This is a genomic window from Patescibacteria group bacterium, from assembly GCA_038063375.1.
Taxonomy (GTDB): Bacteria; Patescibacteriota; Minisyncoccia; order Phycocordibacterales; family JANLHH01; genus JANLHH01.
Genome location: JBBTVG010000003.1, coordinates 53,499 through 70,064 on the forward strand (window position 1 = coordinate 53,499; position 16,566 = coordinate 70,064).

Annotated in this window: 14 protein-coding genes; 10 read left to right on the plus strand and 4 right to left on the minus strand. The window is 43.9% G+C overall.

Going from position 1 to position 16,566, the window contains the following annotated elements:
• The first annotated feature begins 11 nt into the window (after positions 1-11).
• From AAB523_00600 to rplU, 7 genes are all read left to right on the plus strand, one after another.
• Positions 12-1,211 carry a polysaccharide pyruvyl transferase family protein gene (locus AAB523_00600; protein MEK7555768.1) on the plus strand — a complete coding sequence of 400 codons (1,200 nt, stop codon included), beginning with the start codon at positions 12-14 and terminating at the stop codon, positions 1,209-1,211.
• A gap of 14 nt (positions 1,212-1,225) precedes the next feature.
• The gene (locus tag AAB523_00605; protein MEK7555769.1) at positions 1,226-3,277 is read left to right on the plus strand and encodes a glycosyltransferase; all 2,052 of its coding nucleotides are present in this window, start codon (positions 1,226-1,228) and stop codon (positions 3,275-3,277) included.
• A gap of 21 nt (positions 3,278-3,298) precedes the next feature.
• Entirely contained in the window at positions 3,299-4,453 is a 1,155-nt protein-coding gene (locus tag AAB523_00610; GenBank protein MEK7555770.1) for a glycosyltransferase, read from the plus strand.
• Positions 4,443-5,978 (plus strand): hypothetical protein, encoded by a 1,536-nt coding sequence (locus AAB523_00615; GenBank protein MEK7555771.1) that lies wholly within the window; start codon positions 4,443-4,445, stop codon positions 5,976-5,978. Before AAB523_00610 ends, AAB523_00615 begins: the two co-directional genes overlap by 11 nt.
• A complete protein-coding gene (locus AAB523_00620; GenBank protein MEK7555772.1) occupies positions 5,968-7,665 on the plus strand; it encodes a glycosyltransferase family 39 protein in 1,698 nt (565 codons plus the stop codon). The genes AAB523_00615 and AAB523_00620 overlap by 11 nt, the downstream gene beginning before the upstream one ends.
• Positions 7,649-8,920, plus strand: a complete 1,272-nt coding sequence (locus AAB523_00625) for a hypothetical protein (protein ID MEK7555773.1) — start codon at positions 7,649-7,651, stop codon at positions 8,918-8,920. Before AAB523_00620 ends, AAB523_00625 begins: the two co-directional genes overlap by 17 nt.
• A 124-nt stretch (positions 8,921-9,044) precedes the next feature.
• Complete coding sequence (rplU, locus tag AAB523_00630; protein MEK7555774.1) at positions 9,045-9,365, plus strand: 50S ribosomal protein L21; 321 nt, start codon at positions 9,045-9,047, stop codon at positions 9,363-9,365.
• A gap of 98 nt (positions 9,366-9,463) precedes the next feature.
• Here rplU and AAB523_00635 read toward each other — a convergent pair whose 3' ends face one another.
• Positions 9,464-10,078 carry a toprim domain-containing protein gene (locus AAB523_00635; GenBank protein ID MEK7555775.1) on the minus strand — a complete coding sequence of 205 codons (615 nt, stop codon included), beginning with the start codon at positions 10,076-10,078 and terminating at the stop codon, positions 9,464-9,466.
• Between the two features lie 127 nt (positions 10,079-10,205).
• A complete protein-coding gene (gene dnaB / locus AAB523_00640) occupies positions 10,206-11,579 on the minus strand; it encodes a replicative DNA helicase (GenBank protein ID MEK7555776.1) in 1,374 nt (457 codons plus the stop codon).
• 189 nt (positions 11,580-11,768) lie between these two features.
• On the opposite strand from dnaB, the gene AAB523_00645 reads away from it, so the two are divergent.
• A complete protein-coding gene (locus AAB523_00645) occupies positions 11,769-12,026 on the plus strand; it encodes a hypothetical protein (protein ID MEK7555777.1) in 258 nt (85 codons plus the stop codon).
• A gap of 108 nt (positions 12,027-12,134) precedes the next feature.
• Here the strand turns inward: AAB523_00645 and cysS are convergent, their stop codons facing one another.
• Together cysS and AAB523_00655 are read right to left on the minus strand one after the other, a co-directional pair.
• Positions 12,135-13,517, minus strand: coding sequence for a cysteine--tRNA ligase (gene cysS, locus AAB523_00650; protein MEK7555778.1), 1,383 nt, complete (start codon positions 13,515-13,517; stop codon positions 12,135-12,137).
• 18 nt (positions 13,518-13,535) lie between these two features.
• Positions 13,536-14,450 (minus strand): magnesium transporter CorA family protein, encoded by a 915-nt coding sequence (locus AAB523_00655; GenBank protein MEK7555779.1) that lies wholly within the window; start codon positions 14,448-14,450, stop codon positions 13,536-13,538.
• A 242-nt stretch (positions 14,451-14,692) separates the two neighbouring features.
• On the opposite strand from AAB523_00655, the gene AAB523_00660 reads away from it, so the two are divergent.
• Entirely contained in the window at positions 14,693-15,958 is a 1,266-nt protein-coding gene (locus AAB523_00660) for a S41 family peptidase (protein ID MEK7555780.1), read from the plus strand.
• Positions 15,959-16,000: 42 nt separating this feature from the next.
• The gene (rplI, locus tag AAB523_00665) at positions 16,001-16,447 is read left to right on the plus strand and encodes a 50S ribosomal protein L9 (GenBank protein MEK7555781.1); all 447 of its coding nucleotides are present in this window, start codon (positions 16,001-16,003) and stop codon (positions 16,445-16,447) included.
• Positions 16,448-16,566 lie beyond the last annotated feature (119 nt).

Below are 16,566 nucleotides of genomic sequence, written 5' to 3' on the forward strand. Positions count from 1 at the left end.
TCAGGATGAGTATGAACATATTAATTCCCAACGCAACAGGACCAAACAATATCGGAGATCAAGCTGCTTTACGCGCATTGATCTCCTTACTGCGCGCGAAACACAAAGAGGCGGCTATTATAATTCATAGTTCCAATCCCGAATTATATCGCAAAAAAATCGCTGACAAAGTGCTGCCCCATCTGTATTTTTGGTCCGTTTTTCAAAATTTAAATCCTTTCGTGAGGATGTTTCGTCTTATTCAGCTTATTCTTCAATACATTCTTATTCGTTTCAATGTTCGGTCTGGTTTGGCAGAGCAAACACTCGTAGACATACTCAAGGATTATCGCAGGGCTGATCTCATTGTTTTTGTTGGGGGTGGTTATTTCAGGTCAAATAAAGGGGTAACGCAGTCGCTTAATCTTTTGATGATTCTTTCATTATTCTTATTTGCCAAGCTTTTTTCGGTAAGAAAAATCGTAGCACCGATGGGTTTTGGTCCTTTTGCATATCATTGGCAGGAGCGACTTGTAGTAAATGTTTTGCGAGGTTTTGACATCATTTCAGCGCGCGAAAATATTTCTTTTGATCTTCTTCGGAAGCATCAGATTGATAATGTTATTCTATCAATAGATCATGCGCTTCTCTTGAGGGGTGCCATTCACAAGAAAGAATCTTCTGATTTTATCCTTGGTTTTACCTTGCGTAAGTGGCTTGATAAAAAGAAGTGGGAGCAATTTGAAGATCAATTTCTAAATGCAATGGAATATTTCAGTAAAGATAAAAACATTCTTTTTCAGCCCATCGTCCAAGTACGGGGTATTAAATATGGGGAATTTGATATCTCTATCACGCAACGAATGTCTGCGTTATTGGGAAAAAGAGGGTTCCGCGCACTTCCAATTAAAGAGGTTGAAAATGTCGATGAGGCACTTTTAGCATACGCTAATATGGATTTATTGCTTGGTATGCGCATGCACTCCAATATACTTGCAGCTCTCTCCGGAACACCCTTTGTGGCAATTTCGTATGAACATAAAACCGAAGGCATTGCGGAATTATTGGGGATGAAGGAATATTCTATTCCTTGTAATAAAATCAGCGCGGGAAGTTTATTTGAGCTTTTAGAACGTGCGTACCAGTCACGTGATGAGTTGAGTAAAAAATTAACCGCACGGATTGATCAGATACGGAAAGAAGAGACTAAACGTTGGCACGAGATATTATAAATACCACTATTTATATGAAAAAAACTGTATCAATCGGCATTCCGGCATATAACGAAGAAGGAAATATCGGGCATCTTATTAACGCACTCCTGAAGCAGAAAGGGGATAATTTCACACTGAAAGAGATCATTATCATCTCGGACGCAAGCAACGACAAGACTGCGGAGACAGTGAAAAGCATATCCGATGAACGCATCATATTTAGTGAGAACAAGGAGCGTATCGGGCAAGCTTTGAGCCAAAACCTAATCCTCGAGCAATTTACAGGGGATATACTCATTTTTTTAAATGCGGATGTTTTGCCCGTAGATGAATATTTTATTCAAGAAATGACCCAACCATTTTACAAAGATCCTCGGATCGGAATCGTATCTTCGCGAGAAATTCCCCTTGATCCGCAAATTTTTTTTGAAAGGATCATCCACTATGGTTTCATGCTTAAGACGCGTATTTTCGAACAGAAAAACCATGCTCAAAACATGTACCTTTGCCGTGGTTCAAATCGGGCATTTTCAAGTGAATTTGTAAAACAAATGAAATGGCCCAGTGCTGTCGGAGAAGACGTCTATTCTTATTTTCAGTGTCTAGAAAAAGGATATACTTTTTCCTACATTACCATGACCGGAGTTCGCCTGAAACTTCCGGATAATTTTAAGGATCATTTGCAACAAAGCGCTCGTTATGTTGTATCGGAGAAAGCGATGCTCGATTATTTCCAAAAAGATTCCATAAAACAAGAATACAAGATACCGGTAAACATGCTGTTAAAAACCGTCATACCGTCGATTTTTAAACATCCGATATTTTTTTCCTACTATTTCCTGATATTTATAGCTACGCGAATCTACCCCAAGAAGAACAGATTCGGCAATAGTAAATGGGAGATTTCAAAATCTTCTAAAATTCTTATTAAAAAAGAATCTTTTGATATTAATATAGATGGAGAAGTTAGGCAAAAAATGAAAATTGCAATTCTCGATATGGATAATCTCAGAAATCCACATTGGAAAGGTGGCCAAGCAAGAGTTACATGGCAAATTGGAAGGCGCTTGGCCCAAAAAGGGCACGAAGTAGTAGTTTTTTGCTCCAAATATCGTACGTACAAGGATTACACCGAGGATGGAATCATTTACAAACATGTTGGTCTAGTTAGCAAAAATCCTCAGTTAACTAATTTCGTGTTTCTTTTAATACTTCCTTTTATCGTGAGAAAAATAAAAGCAGATATTATCTTAGAAAATTTTACGGCTCCAATTGCAACATGTTTCTCACCACTGTTTACAAAAATTCCAGTTATATTTACTACGCCATTTCTTAATCCAGGGTCAATGGAAAAAAGATACAAATTGCCCTTCAGTAAGATAATGAACTTCGGTCTTAAATTTTACAAATATGGCATACCACTTACCGTTGAGCAAGAAAATATCATCAAAAAAATTAATCCTCAGATCAAAACAAAGGTAATAGGAAACGCTGTTGAAAGTAGTTATTTTACCTACCCAACAGAAGAAAAAAATTACATTCTCTTTTTTGGTAGACTGGATATAAAGCCAAAAGGTTTAGATATTCTCCTGAAGGCATTTAGTCTGGTGTGCGGACAAATTCCAGAAAGCCTTTATATCATGGGGTCAGGCACGGAAACTAATCTTGCCTCTCTTAAGCAGATGATTAATAGCTATGATATTAATAGCCGAGTAAAATTACTAGGACACCTCGAAGGTACGGAAAAAGAACGGTATATTGCCGAATCTAAGTTTATAGCTGCACCCTCGCAGTTTGAGGGGCAATCGTTAAGTATGATAGAGTCAATGGCTCTCGGCAAAGCTGTAGTTTGTTTTGATATTTCAGGGTCTAAGTGGGCAGGAGATAATTGCTTTAGAGTAAAAAAAATAACTTGCGAGGCATTTGCGGAGGAAATGGTACGGGCTTCAAAAAACAATACCGAGAGGCAGGAGATAGGAAAAAATGCGAGGGTGTTTGTTAAAAATTATAACTGGGATGAGAGCGCTAAATCATATGAAAATTTCATGAAAGAGGTGATAAAAGAACCAGTAAGGTTAGGATGATGCTATAATTCAAGAAAATATATGACAATTTGTTATTTTGGAGCATACGACAAAACATATTCAAAAGATAAAATTAACTTAGACGGCCTTAAAAAGGTAGGGGTTAATATTGTTGAGTGCAATATAAAAAAACCACCAGTTAAATTTACATCAAAAATTTATTTTGCCTTTTTCACCATTCTCCATCCATTTACATTACCTTTTCGGAACATTTACGGGCTCGTGAAGGGAATTTATCTTTTTATTGTTACCCCCTATGACGTTATTTTGGTTGGACATCCGGGTCATTTTGATGTACCTGCTGCCTATCTATTGGCAAAAATAATTCGAAAGCCCTTGATATTTGATACAGTCCTCTCACTTTATGATGTTTTTGTGAACGAGAAAAAACTAATAAAGAAAGATTCCACTAAGGGAAAACTTTTATTTGCTGCAGAAAAAATAATATATTCTCTTTGTGATGTGATACTTGTAATAAGTAGGCAAGAAAAAGTATTCTTTGAAAAGCTGTTTACATTGCCATCTTCAAAAATAGATATTTCATATTTGGGTGCCGATGATGGCATATATTATGTGCGCCCAGAATCAAAGTTTGATACTCAAGGGAAGTTTATTATTGCATTTTACGGTTTTCACGCTCCTTTGCACGGCGTTCCATATATTATGAGGAGCGCGAAAATATGCGAGAAAGATCCTTCAATTCAATACCTTTTTATTGGTGCCGCAGGACAAACCTATGAGTCTGACATTCTCCTCTCCCAGGAACTTGGTTTGCAAAATGTCTCATTCTTGAAACTCAGCGAAACAACAGGGGCAATTGATGTGTTGAGTAAGGCTGATATAGTATTGGGTGTTTTTGAAAATATGGCAACCGGGTTAAGGGCAATCCCTAATAAAATTTTTCAGGGATTGGCGATGGAAAAACCTGTCATAACGGCCAAAAGCGATGGCATTTTAGAGCTATTCACTCACGGAAAAAATATTTACCTTTGTAATACAGCTGACCCTCAATCACTAGCAAACGCAATTCTTGAGCTTAAAAGTAATAAGCAATTAAGGAACACTATTGCAGAAAATGGGTACAAGTTGTACCGTGAGCAATTCACTTGCGAAGCCGTAGCAAGAAATATTGTGAAAATTTGCAAGAGAGTCATTCAACAAAAATATGAAAAATAAACTCGCCATCATTTTTATAGTGTTGATCGCAGCGTCTCTATATGCGCTTACTTTGCATGGCGTTCCCGGTAATCCAGGGCCGGCGCTTATTAAAGACAACCTTGACCAGGCAACCAAACCGTTTGAACTTTCTCCCGAGCGAGGGCGATACGCGCATGTCGTTGCATTAGCCGAAACTGGTCACTACGAGTTGAGTCAAGAATGGGCGAATGCCGTATATCCGGATGTTGGGTATGTAAACGGCAAGTTCTACAGTTTCTTTGCACCGGGAATATCTTACATGGCGGCACCGTTCTATTTGCTCGGTAAAAATTACGACCTTGCGCAAGTATTCACGTTCGGGTTTGTTTCCCTTATGAGCATTCTTGCGATGATATTTCTCTATAAAATCGCGAGGGAAATATTGTTATTTCCTGTCTGGGTGTCTCTTTTTTCGGTGTTGGTATTTGCGTTTGGTTCCACAGCGTGGAGTTACGCGATAACGCTCTATCAACACCATGTAACGCTCTTTTTCATGCTCTCTTCTTTTTATGCCGTGTGGAAATATCGCGCAGGCGGTGTGGCAAGCATCTTCTGGGCGATATTTGTCTGGGTTCAATACGCTCTCGCCATATCCATAGATTATCCCAATGCCATTCTCATGCTTCCCGTCATGATCTATTTCCTTGCTTCTTCGTTCCAAATCGTAACAAAAGAGCGGGAATACAAGGTCAAATTTAAACTCGCCATTCTCTACACATTTCTTGTTTTTATCGTGATATCGGGTTTCCACGCTTATCACAACGAACATTATTTCGGCAGCTGGAAAGCGGTAAGCGGCGGTATTCCTGGGTATAAAACTATTCTTGAACAAAATATTTTCGCGCAAGAAAATGCGGAAGCGGAAATAAAACGACTGCATCAAGAAAAAAAGATCGTAGGATTTTTTAAAGAAGTGAACGTACCGCGAAGTTTTTACGCGCTTACAGTTTCTCCAGATAGAGGAATAGCACTCTATGTTCCTATACTCCTTCTTGGATTATTGGGAATATATCGTATGCGCAAAACACTGACACCCGAGATAGTCACGCTCCTTGGGCTCATCGGTGTCAATTTCTTTTTTTACAGCAGTTGGGGCGACCCGTGGGGTGGATGGGCATACGGCCCGCGCTATCTCATACCTTCCATGGCAATATTGTCACTTTTTGTCGCGTTGTGGCTTGCTCGCGGTAAATGGGAGATCTCAAAAAAGTTCTTAGTATTCGTTTTGTTCGCTTATTCAAGCGCTATCGCGCTTCTCGGTGCTTTGACCACCAACGCAGTTCCGCCGAAAATTGAAGCGGACTTTCTTGGACTGAAATATAATTTTCTCTATAACTTGGATTTCTTTCTTGACGGCAAGAGCGGAAGTTTTCTCTATAATACGTATTTTGCGCACTCTATCAGCTTACAAAATTATTTTCTTCTGATTTACGTGGCGCTTCTCGTTGTGGTAACCGTCATTCTCTTTATCGTGCCTCTTTTTGAAACCAAACATGAATCTTAGCATTACCATAACAAAAGAGCGGCTTCTCGCACTCAAGAACTGGTTCTCTGCCCGCGATCCGGAGCGATGGATCCTTTGGAGCGCGGTAGTACTTGCGATCGGGGCAACGGTCTACTCGTACCTTCACGGCTACATCATCGCGTACGGAGACGCGGAGTCGCATTTGAATATCGCCAAACGCGTGGTCGACAGCCTCACCCCGGGCTTCGCCCAATTGGGCGGTATTTGGCTGCCATTGCCGCACATCCTCATGATACCGTTCATGTACTCCGATTTATTATGGCGGAGCGGGCTCGCGGGTTCCATTATTTCCGGCGCGGCTTTTGTGGTTTCGTCACTTTTTCTCTACAAACTCGTGTGGCGCGTTACGGCAAGAAGAGGGGCGGCGCTTGTTGGGGCTATTGTCTTCATGACCAATCCAAACGTGCTGTATTTTCAGTCTACGCCGATGACGGAATTGACGCTCATCGCGTTCTTTGTGCTTTCAACCTACTATTTCGTTAAGTTTTTACAGGAAGACCGGATCATATCGCTTATCCTTGCCGCGGCATTCGGATTTGCCGCCACGCTCTCACGCTACGACGGCTGGGCGCTCGTGCTGATGGAGGCCGGCATTATTGTTCTTTTGTATTTTCCGTACCGATTTAATGGGGACGCGTGGAAAAGCTTTTGGAAAATGGACAGCATAAAACATTTTGTGGTAAGTCGTGCTGAAAGCACAAAAGAATCACTCCGCGATTTGATAGGCAAACTTGAGGGAAAGCTGGTCTTGTATTCCACGCTCGCATTCTTTGGTATTCTCTTGTGGTTTGTGTGGGACTGGCTCATTTTGGGTGACCCGCTGTATTTTACCCATAGCACATTTTCTGCCGCCTCCCAACAGCAGGGCTGGCTCGCGCGCGGCGAACTCCCGGCGTATAAAAATGTTTGGGTTTCATTCTTGTATTACTTTGTCACCAGTATGAGTAATATCGGGATCGTAGCGTTTTTGGTCACGCTTGTCGGCTTGGCATACTTTATCTTTGATACAAGCGTTAAACACCGCATATATATTCTTCTGGTACTATTGGTTCCATTTTTCTTTAATGCCACGACGCTTTTTCTTGGGCAGTCGGTTATTTTTATTCCTCACTTAACCCCGACTTCTTTTGAGTGGACGCTCTTTAACGCGCGCTATGGCATCATGATGGTTCCTTTTGCGGCGATGTGTGTGGGGTATCTATTTTATCGAAGCAGAGGGGCAGGGAAGGCGCTCATCGGAGGACTTCTCATTTTTCAAATAGCGCTCTATGGCATCGGGTACTCCGAGGTGATCTCTTTAGCGGACGGCACGAGGGGTCTTTCTTCGGGCATCACCAAGATGCACGATGCCCAATTTTGGTTTGCCGAAAATTATGATGATGGACTGGTGCTGGAAGACGACTTTGCGCGCAGTGTCAGTCTCATCAGAACCGGCGTTCCCATGGAAAAATTCATCTATGTCGGCAACAGGCCGTATTGGGAAGAATCCCTGGTTGAACCGCAAAAGTACGCGACGTGGATCATCATGCAGGAAAATGACACGTTGTGGAAGAATTTCTTTGAAAGACCTGAATTGGAAGCGAGACTTTATAAATATTTCAATAAAGCGTATACTTCACCTGAAATCCTTATCTTTAAACGAATCAAAGATGTCCCATCTATTTAAACTGACAGCAATACTGCTTCTTTTCTTCGTTCTGTTTTTCTCTCCTGCCATAAACCCCGAAATACCCGTTTTCTCGGGAACGTTATGGAAGTATCAATGCGTTGATACGGTAAAATATTCACGGGATACGGCGCGAGAGTGGGGTGGCAAGAGTGATGCGGTGGAATGGATAGAAGAACAGGTGGGCGCGATCAAAGAAACGGGTGCCAACTGCATATCCATCGGTACGCCGTATGACGAGGAATTTGTGCCGTTCCTGTCGCTGTGGGTGGAGGCGGCGCGCCGACACAATCTGCATGTGTGGTTTCGCGGCAATCTCTCTTCATGGGAAGGGTGGTTTAGTTATCCGCTCTATACCGATCCGGCGGAACATCATCGCGATATCTACACGTTTATCATCGCGCATCCGGAACTCTTTCGGAAAGGAGATATTTTCACTCCCGCGCCGGAGGCGGAGAACGGCATCTTGAAGAACGTATGGGAATCAGACGCGAAAAAAGAAGCGTTTCGTGATTTTCTTGTTGACTCTTACGAGAACTGTCAGAAGGCGATGGAAAAGGCGGGAGTAAAAGCGACCTGCGGGTATTTCTCCGTGAACGGCGATGTCGCTAAGTCAATTCTCACCAAGGAAGTGGTCAAAAAAACAGGGAACGTGGTGGTAGTGGATCATTACGTGAAAGACTCGAAAAAGCTCGTGGCGGATGTGGAGTACTTGTATGAAAAATATGACGCGCCCGTGGTGCTGGGAGAATTTGGCGCGCCCATTCCCGATATTCATGGATACTTGTCAGAAACAAAACAGGCGCAAGTGGTGGAGGATATTCTGGATGAAGTGTATAGAAAAAAAGGGTCTGTTGTTATAGAAGGATTAAATTATTGGACGCTTCTGGGCGGTTCTACTTCGCTTTTAAACGATGACAAGAGCGAACGGAAAGTTTTTAAAACCATTCAAAAATACTATAAGCCGTTTGTGGTGGAGGGAATCGTGACCGACACGCGAGGCACAAGACTTGCAGGCATACCTCTCATTATCGGCGGAGGCAAAAACAGTATAGAAAGCGACAGGGACGGAAATTATCAGATATTGACCCCCTATGACAGTATTGAGCTCTCTATTAGCATGGATAAATATGTGCCGGTTTCGGAATCTTTCACGCGAAATGAGGACGGACGCCAGTATCACAATATCGTACTGGAACCCACAAATCCAAGCCTCTTCTATAGGTTTACGCTCTGGCTCCAAGGTGCCAAATAGAGTAAATACTTGCCCCGCTAGTAGAAAACGGTATGGTCATATCAAAGATATGACGCGCAAGGCGCCATACCGTTTTTCACTACGGGGCTTGCATTTTTTAGTATTTTAGGTAGAATAAGAAGCTATGAAATTCGCAGTTATAGAAACAGGTGGCAAGCAGTACAAAGTCTCTGAAGGAGACGCTCTTACCATTGAAAAGCTCCCCGGCGAGCACAAGGAAGGGGACACAATCATCTTTGATAAGGTGCTTCTTGTAGATGACGGCAAAACCACGAAAGTGGGGACCCCGTATCTTGAAGGTGTTACCGTGGAAGCGGTATTTACTGAAGAGGGGAAGGGAAAGAAGGTGGTCGTCATCCGATATAAGTCAAAAAGTCGTTATTTCAAGAAAAAAGGTCATCGTCAGCCATACAATACGGTGACCATCTCATCGGTGGCAAAGTAACACATAGGACGGTCCCCTGTATTTAGCACTAAAGCAAAACCCCGCTCAAACGAGTGGGGTTTTGCTTTATGAAGGCAATACGAAGGCAAGGCCTTCGTTTAATTTCTGTTCTTGAGAGCGCTTTCAAGGGTGTCAGTGTCGGAATATTCAACTTCGGTTCCGGTGGAGAAGCCGCGGCCAAGCGTGGTGACTTTCAATCCTGCCTTTTGCGTGAATGGCTCCAATATCTTTTTTACATATTGAGTCGCGTTTTCTCCTTCCGGATTAACGGAAAGAGCCACGATCACTTCTTTGAGACCGATCTTTACTCCTCGAGACACTGCGTCAATAAGCTCTTTTGCGCGAATCTTTTTTGCGGGTTCAGCCACTAGAATGGGGAGCGAGCCGCCCAGTACGAAAAACCTGCCGTGGTAGACATTCGTTTTTTTGACGTTCTCAAGATCAACGTCCTTTTCAACCACCATAAGTATTGAGATGTCGGTGTTTGGGTCGGCACAGATATCGCAGAGGCGCTGTTTTTCGCCACCCGTGAAGTGGCGATAACAAAACTCGCATTGGGAAATTTCTTTTTTCAGATTCGCGATAAGGCGCGAAAGCTCTTGCAGGGATTCACTGTCTTGCGTGAGCAAAAAATAGACAAAGCGTCTTGCTTGCCGCAACCCTATGCCGGGAAATTTTCTAAACAGCTCGGTAAGTTTTTCAATTGAATTCATCCCGTTAGAGGCAAGTCGCGATCATCGCGCCGTGTACCCGGTTATTTTTATAATGTTGTGTTTGAATTCGTAACATTGTTTTTTATATTAAAACGACTGCGGCCTCTAACGGGATTCATGGTTTACGTTAGAATGCCTCAAAGTCTTCGCTGGTGCCGGCGTATTGGCTCTTCTCAATATTAAGAAACGTTGTTTTTTTAGCATCAAAATAGAGTTCAATTTTTCCCGTAGGACCATTTCTGTGTTTCTCAATAAGAATCTCGGCGATATTCGGCTTGTCGGAATCTTCTTTATATTTATCCTCGCGGTGAATAAAGAGCACCATGTCCGCGTCTTGTTCAATAGAGCCGGAATCGCGCAGGTCGGAGAGTCTGGGTTTGCCGCCGCGGGATTCAACCGCGCGTGAGAGCTGAGAAAGCGCCAACACCGGCACCTCAAGCTCTCGAGCGAGTGCTTTCAAGGATCGGGATATTTCCGTCACTTGATTCACCATAGAATCATAGTTTTTGGATGTCTGCATAAGCTGGAGGTAGTCTACGATAATAAGTCCCAAGCCGTGCTCGCTTTTCAGGCGTCGTGCCGTGGAGCGCATCCCCAAGACGGTGTTGGAGGGCTTGTCATCAATGAAAATAGGCGCTTTTGCAAGCTTGTCCAGAGAGTCTCTGATTTTTGAGAATTCCTCATCGGTGGTGAGTTTGCCGGTGCGCAGTTTCCATGCATCCACGTGCGATTCGGCGGCAAGCATACGGTCTACCAGCTGTTGAGAACTCATCTCAAGAGAAAAAATGCCGACGGGGATATTGTGTTGTGTGGCGGCTTGTCTGGCAATATCAAGCGCAAGCGCCGTCTTACCCATGGAAGGGCGCGCCGCCAAGATGATGAGGTCTGATTTTTGGAGACCCGCGATATGATCATCAAGAGCTTTGAATCCCGTAGGAATGCCGCGAAGCTGGTCCTTTTTATGGTGGAGGGACTCAAGACGATCCCACGCCTCCCCAAGCGTTTCGCGGATACTTACGAACCTCTGTCCAATGGGTGCATTCGTAACGGCAAAGATCTGTCTTTCCGCTTCGTCCAAGAGCTCTTCAATGTGCGAGTCTTCTTTATAGCCAAGTTCTGATATGCGGCCGGAGACATCAATAAGGCTTCGCATGACTGCCTTTTTTTGCACGATCTCGGCGTAATGTTTTAAATTGGACGCCGAGGGTACGGCGTTTACCAGCTCTGTCAGATAGGTGCTTCCGCCGATCTGGTCCAGTTTCTTTTTTTCTTGCAGTTTGCTGGAAAGAGAAAGAAGATCAATGGGTTCGCTTCTTGAAAAAAGTTCAAGCATTGACTGGAAGATGTAGCGATGCTTTTCGGCGTAAAATGAATCCGGCGTAATGATATCAATTGATTCATTCATCCCATCCGGTTTGAGCATGAGAGAGCCCAAGAGTGCCTTTTCTGATTCAAGATTCTGCGGCGGAATGCGCATGTTGGTGTTTTGTTTTTGCGCCATAGTGTAGCCATTGTAGCATAGAATTTTAGCCAGGAAAGAAAGCGCTACGGGAGAACATGTAGACAAGGTGTGGGTATCTAGGGCTATCATCCGCCAAGGGTTACCCTTGGCGGATGATATTGACGATACACGTCAATAAAGGTATAGTTTTCAATAGAACATCAACCATCACAAGAAAGGAGGTTCCCTATGCGCCCTGTGTGGTATCCGCGAAAAGAACACGTGGCTCTTGCTGTTATCTTTGGAATTGCCGTTGTTCTGCCAATCGCAGTAATGGGATGGCGCAAAGCGATCTTCCTGGTGATAGTGAATGTCATCATCATTCTGGTAATAGGAGAGCATAATCGGTCAAAAGACATATTTGAAAAATGGAAAAAAGAACGGGAAGAACTCCTCACACCCGTGGAGAAAAACAAGAAACACTCCTTTGATCTTGGTAAAAAGTAAAAAGCAATAGAGGCGCAAACGCGCCTCTATTTTTTATTGCCTAGCGAGTGAGCGGAGAGAAAAAGTATCTTCTTTTTCTCTCCCGAACGAGCGACGGCAACAAAGGGTTTAATACCCTTTATATATTCTCGCCCCCGTGTCCGTATCTTTTATTTCATATCCCAACGATTCTATCTGTGTGCGCAATTCGTCGGACTTTTGCCAGTTCGCATCTTTGCGATATTGTTCGCGCTCTCGTGCAAGTTTAATTATTTCTTCGGGAATCTCATCGGGTTTCTGATTTGCGATATTGAGACCGAGTACTTCGTCAAACAAAACAATTGTTGCTTTTTTGTCGGCGGGGGAGAGAGTGATATCTTTAACCAGTTCCCACAGGAGCGCTATCGCTCTCGGCGTATCTAAGTCGCTATTGATGAATGAGTGAAATTTCTCCGCGTAATCTTTATCAGCGCGCCCGATTTCTTTTCCGTATTCCACAAACAATGCGTAGAGTTTCCCTAGTGCGGTTTGCGCGCCGCTCTGCGCCTCCCAGGTGAAGTTAATTGTTTTTTTGTAATCGGCAGTGAGGAGCCAGTAACGATAGCCGAAAGGGGAATATCCCTTTTCTTTCAGCGTTTTCAGAGTAATGAAATTGCCCCCTGATTTTGCCATTTTCTCGCCTAGAATATTCACAAACCCAGTGTGCATCCAATAATTCACAAATCTCTCTCCCGTGGCCGTCTCCGACTGCGCGATCTCATTCGTGTGATGCACGGGAATATGATCAATTCCGCCCGTATGAATATCAAAATGCACACCGAGATATTTCATTGACATCGCGCTGCATTCCAAATGCCAACCCGGAAAACCGACACCCCACGGAGAGTCCCATTCCTGCTGACGTTTTTCTTCCGGCTTTGAAAATTTCCAAAGAGCGAAGTCGGTGCTGTTTCTTTTTTCCGGATTCTTCAAAACGCGTGCTCCTTCTTTGAGTCCCGCAATATTGAGACGCGCCAACTGCCCGTAGTGTTCGTATGTTGAAGTGTCAAAATAGACACCGTCGGATGTCGTATAGACAGCGCCTTTCTTCTCCAATGTTTTGATGAGTTCAATTTGTTCGGCAATATGTTCGCTCGCTTTGGGGAATAAAGTCCCCGTGGTGTCTATATTGAGCAAAGAGAGGTCAGCCAAAAAAGCGTCCGTATAATATGCGGCGATTTCTTTCGCGGTTTTTCCTTCGCGCCGCGCTCCCGCTTCCAGCTTGTCCTCACCCTCGTCCTCGTCAGAGGTCAAATGCCCGACGTCCGTGATATTGATGACCTGCTTTACGACATACTTATTGAATACGAACATTTTGCGCAATACATCGGCAAATATATAGGCGCGCAAATTGCCGATATGCGCATAGTCGTATACCGTCGGCCCGCAGTGGTACATAAAAACCTCCCTCTCGGCAAGCGGGTGGAACAATTCTTTTGAACGCGTGAGCGTATTGTATAGGTGTATGTCCATGTAATCCTGTCTCCCGACCTAGATCCACTTCTTGCGCTTAAAGTACAGGAACATAAGAAATGTTGCAAATCCCATGATTCCCATCACGATCCAGAAATCTCCCGGTGTACCGATAATGGGAATATAAACGGTATTCATGCCGAAGATCGCCGCAATCAAAGAAAGAGGGAAGGTGACAAATGCCATGATCGTCAGGATCTTCATGACCTCGTTTTGTTTCGTGGAGAGGAGCGAGTCATTGGTGTTGCGCAACTCAAGAACGGTTTCTCTGTTGCCTTCAAGGTGGCTTGCGATCTTGAAATATTCGCCGGAAATGGCGCTGAGGTAATACGAGAATTTTTCTCCAAAAAATCTGCTTCCTACCATCTCAAGGGAGGAGAGCACGTCCTGATGGAGACGTATGGACTGTTTGAAATTAAGAAGATTTCTATTGATCTTGGATATTTTTTCCACCATGGCTCTTTCTTTTCCTTTAAAGATATCTTCTTCCACCTTCTCTAGCGCGGCATTCACGTATTCAAGTTCTTGCGCGAGAGATTTATACAACTCTTTGGCGATATAGAAAAATACAAACCCCGCATGATTGCCGATGTGACTTTTATCAATGATTGAATTCACCTCAAACACTTTGGAAAATTCGTGCAAGGTGTCTATCATCGTGTAGTGCGTAGTGATGATAAAATCTTTCCCGATAACGAAGTCCACTTCCTGTTCCGGATCGTGTCCATGCGTATGCTGGAATGCGGGGAAGTGAAGTATCAAATAGATAAAGTTGTCGTAGAGGTCCACCTTGGGGCGCAGTGTAGGGGAGCGAAGTTCTTCAGCCACCAGAGGATGAATGCCAAACTCTTTCATAAGAGCGCGCACTTCTTCTTGTGTCGGAGACTCAAGGTCTATCCACGTGATTTTTTTGTATTTGTATCGGGAGATCATTAAGGGTACTGTACTGCTTGCAGATTAAATAACGTATTACCATTATAACTTCCCTAATATCGGATAACAAGTTATTATGCCTAGTGAGGAGCGGAATAAAAATCGAAACAAATGAAATGAGTGAAGATTTGTATTCAATCCGAATGACGGCATAACAAAGGGTATTAAACCACAGAGCTTGCTCTGCGGTTTAATACCCTTTATAATTGGCTCCATTGCCACCTGTGGTACATTATTTCACCATGTCGTCTCTGTATAAGAAAATCATCGTAGTCGTTCTTTTGATTGTGACGCTTTCCGGCAGTTTCCTTTTTGGCGTATTCATGGGGTACGAGAGAAGACCTGAAGTGGCGAAAGTGACTTCGTTGTTTGATAAAGAGAACGCTTTAGCCCCCGCCGTTGACTTCGGGCCATTCTGGAAAGTGTGGAATCTCATCAATGAGAAATATGTTTCCTCTGACGGTCCGACTGACCAAGAAAAAGTATGGGGCGCCATTTCGGGATTGGTAGGATCACTGGATGATCCGTATTCGGTATTTCTCCCTCCCGAAGAAGCTGCGATCTTTCAGAGCGACATCAGCGGAGAATTCCAGGGCGTCGGGATGGAGATCGGCGTACGGGATAATATACCCACCGTTATCGCGCCCCTCAAAAATACTCCCGCCGAGCGAGCAGGCATTTTGCCGGGCGATAAGATCATTAAAATAGACGATACCGTGAGCGTTGATCTCGGTATTGACGAGGCGGTACGCCTTATCAGGGGAACGAAAGGAACAACCGTAATACTCACCATTTTGCGAGAAGGCGAAGGAGAACCGCTTGAGATAAAGATTGTTCGCGATATCATTGAAATCCCCACTATTGATACCGAAACGCGAACGCCTGCAGGAGGTGTTGCCAAAGAAGATGCGGCAAACGAAAATGGCAACCCTGAAGATATTTATGTTTTACGCCTCTATAACTTCTCGGCGAATTCGCCATTCTTGTTCAGGGAATCATTACGACAATTTGCCGTCTCGGGAAAGCACAAGTTGATTTTGGATCTTCGCGGTAATCCGGGCGGTTATCTGGAAGCCGCCGTGGACATGGCAAGCTGGTTTCTCCCGGTCGGGAAAGTGATCGTTCGAGAAGACTTTGGGGAAGCGGCCGAAGAAAGAGTTTACAGGAGCAAGGGATATGATATATTTGGTCCTGACCTTAAGATGGTGGTACTGGTCAACGGGGGCTCTGCTTCGGCCTCAGAGATCTTGGCAGGCGCGCTCTCAGAACATGGCGTAGCAACCCTCGTCGGCACCAAGACGTTCGGCAAGGGATCTGTCCAGGAACTCATCGGCGTCACGGATGACACCGCCTTAAAGGTCACCGTGGCCAGATGGTTGACCCCACTAGGCATCTCTATCTCAGAGAAGGGAATCATCCCGGACGTGGAGGTGGAGATCACTAAAGAAGACATCGTTGCCGAGAAAGATCCGCAGATGCAAAAAGCGATTGAAATTCTTGCGCGCTAAATCTTTTTAAAGAGAAACTTACGAATTAATACTACAAAATATATGAAAGTTATACTGCTCCACGATATTCCAAAAGTTGGAAAGAAATATGATGTGAAAGAGATTTCTAGCGGACATGTGAGGAATTTTCTTTTGCCAAAAGGATTGGTGCAAATCGCCACCGATAACACGCTTAAGGTTGTGGAAGAGAGGAAAAAGATATCTGACGCCGGACGTAAAATTCATGAGGATCTTTTGATAAAAAATATTGGAAGTCTCAAGGGAACAGCGGTCACCATGCGTGCAAAAGCAAACGAAAAAGGTCACCTTTTCGCAGGAATACACAAAGAGGAGATCGTTCCTGAAATAAAAAAACAGCTCCGCTTGGATATTGAGCCCAACCACATTGAGCTTCCGGACCCCATAAAAGAACTGGGTGAAACAGAAATCGCGGTTTCAGCTCATGGGCGAAGTGCTACATTTAAACTGGTAGTGGAAAAAGAAGAGTAAGAAATGATCGTACAAAAAATACCCCGCAAAGAGCGGGGTATTTTTTGTACGGTTTCTTTAGATGACGTTTACTACTTTCTTTTTTATGGTTTTTCCGTTAAAACCCGTTTTTCTTTTGG

Bases quoted from the DNA above. Each gene is read 5' to 3' on its own strand.
- AAB523_00600 (MEK7555768.1), top strand. From the start codon at position 12: ATGAACATATTAATTCCCAACGCAACAGGACCAAACAATATCGGAGAT.
- AAB523_00605 (MEK7555769.1), top strand. From the start codon at position 1,226: ATGAAAAAAACTGTATCAATCGGCATTCCGGCATATAACGAAGAAGGA.
- AAB523_00610 (MEK7555770.1), top strand. From the start codon at position 3,299: ATGACAATTTGTTATTTTGGAGCATACGACAAAACATATTCAAAAGAT.
- AAB523_00615 (MEK7555771.1), top strand. From the start codon at position 4,443: ATGAAAAATAAACTCGCCATCATTTTTATAGTGTTGATCGCAGCGTCT.
- AAB523_00620 (MEK7555772.1), top strand. From the start codon at position 5,968: ATGAATCTTAGCATTACCATAACAAAAGAGCGGCTTCTCGCACTCAAG.
- AAB523_00625 (MEK7555773.1), top strand. From the start codon at position 7,649: ATGTCCCATCTATTTAAACTGACAGCAATACTGCTTCTTTTCTTCGTT.
- rplU (MEK7555774.1), top strand. From the start codon at position 9,045: ATGAAATTCGCAGTTATAGAAACAGGTGGCAAGCAGTACAAAGTCTCT.
- AAB523_00635 (MEK7555775.1), bottom strand. From the start codon at position 10,078: ATGAATTCAATTGAAAAACTTACCGAGCTGTTTAGAAAATTTCCCGGC.
- dnaB (MEK7555776.1), bottom strand. From the start codon at position 11,579: ATGGCGCAAAAACAAAACACCAACATGCGCATTCCGCCGCAGAATCTT.
- AAB523_00645 (MEK7555777.1), top strand. From the start codon at position 11,769: ATGCGCCCTGTGTGGTATCCGCGAAAAGAACACGTGGCTCTTGCTGTT.
- cysS (MEK7555778.1), bottom strand. From the start codon at position 13,517: ATGGACATACACCTATACAATACGCTCACGCGTTCAAAAGAATTGTTC.
- AAB523_00655 (MEK7555779.1), bottom strand. From the start codon at position 14,450: ATGATCTCCCGATACAAATACAAAAAAATCACGTGGATAGACCTTGAG.
- AAB523_00660 (MEK7555780.1), top strand. From the start codon at position 14,693: ATGTCGTCTCTGTATAAGAAAATCATCGTAGTCGTTCTTTTGATTGTG.
- rplI (MEK7555781.1), top strand. From the start codon at position 16,001: ATGAAAGTTATACTGCTCCACGATATTCCAAAAGTTGGAAAGAAATAT.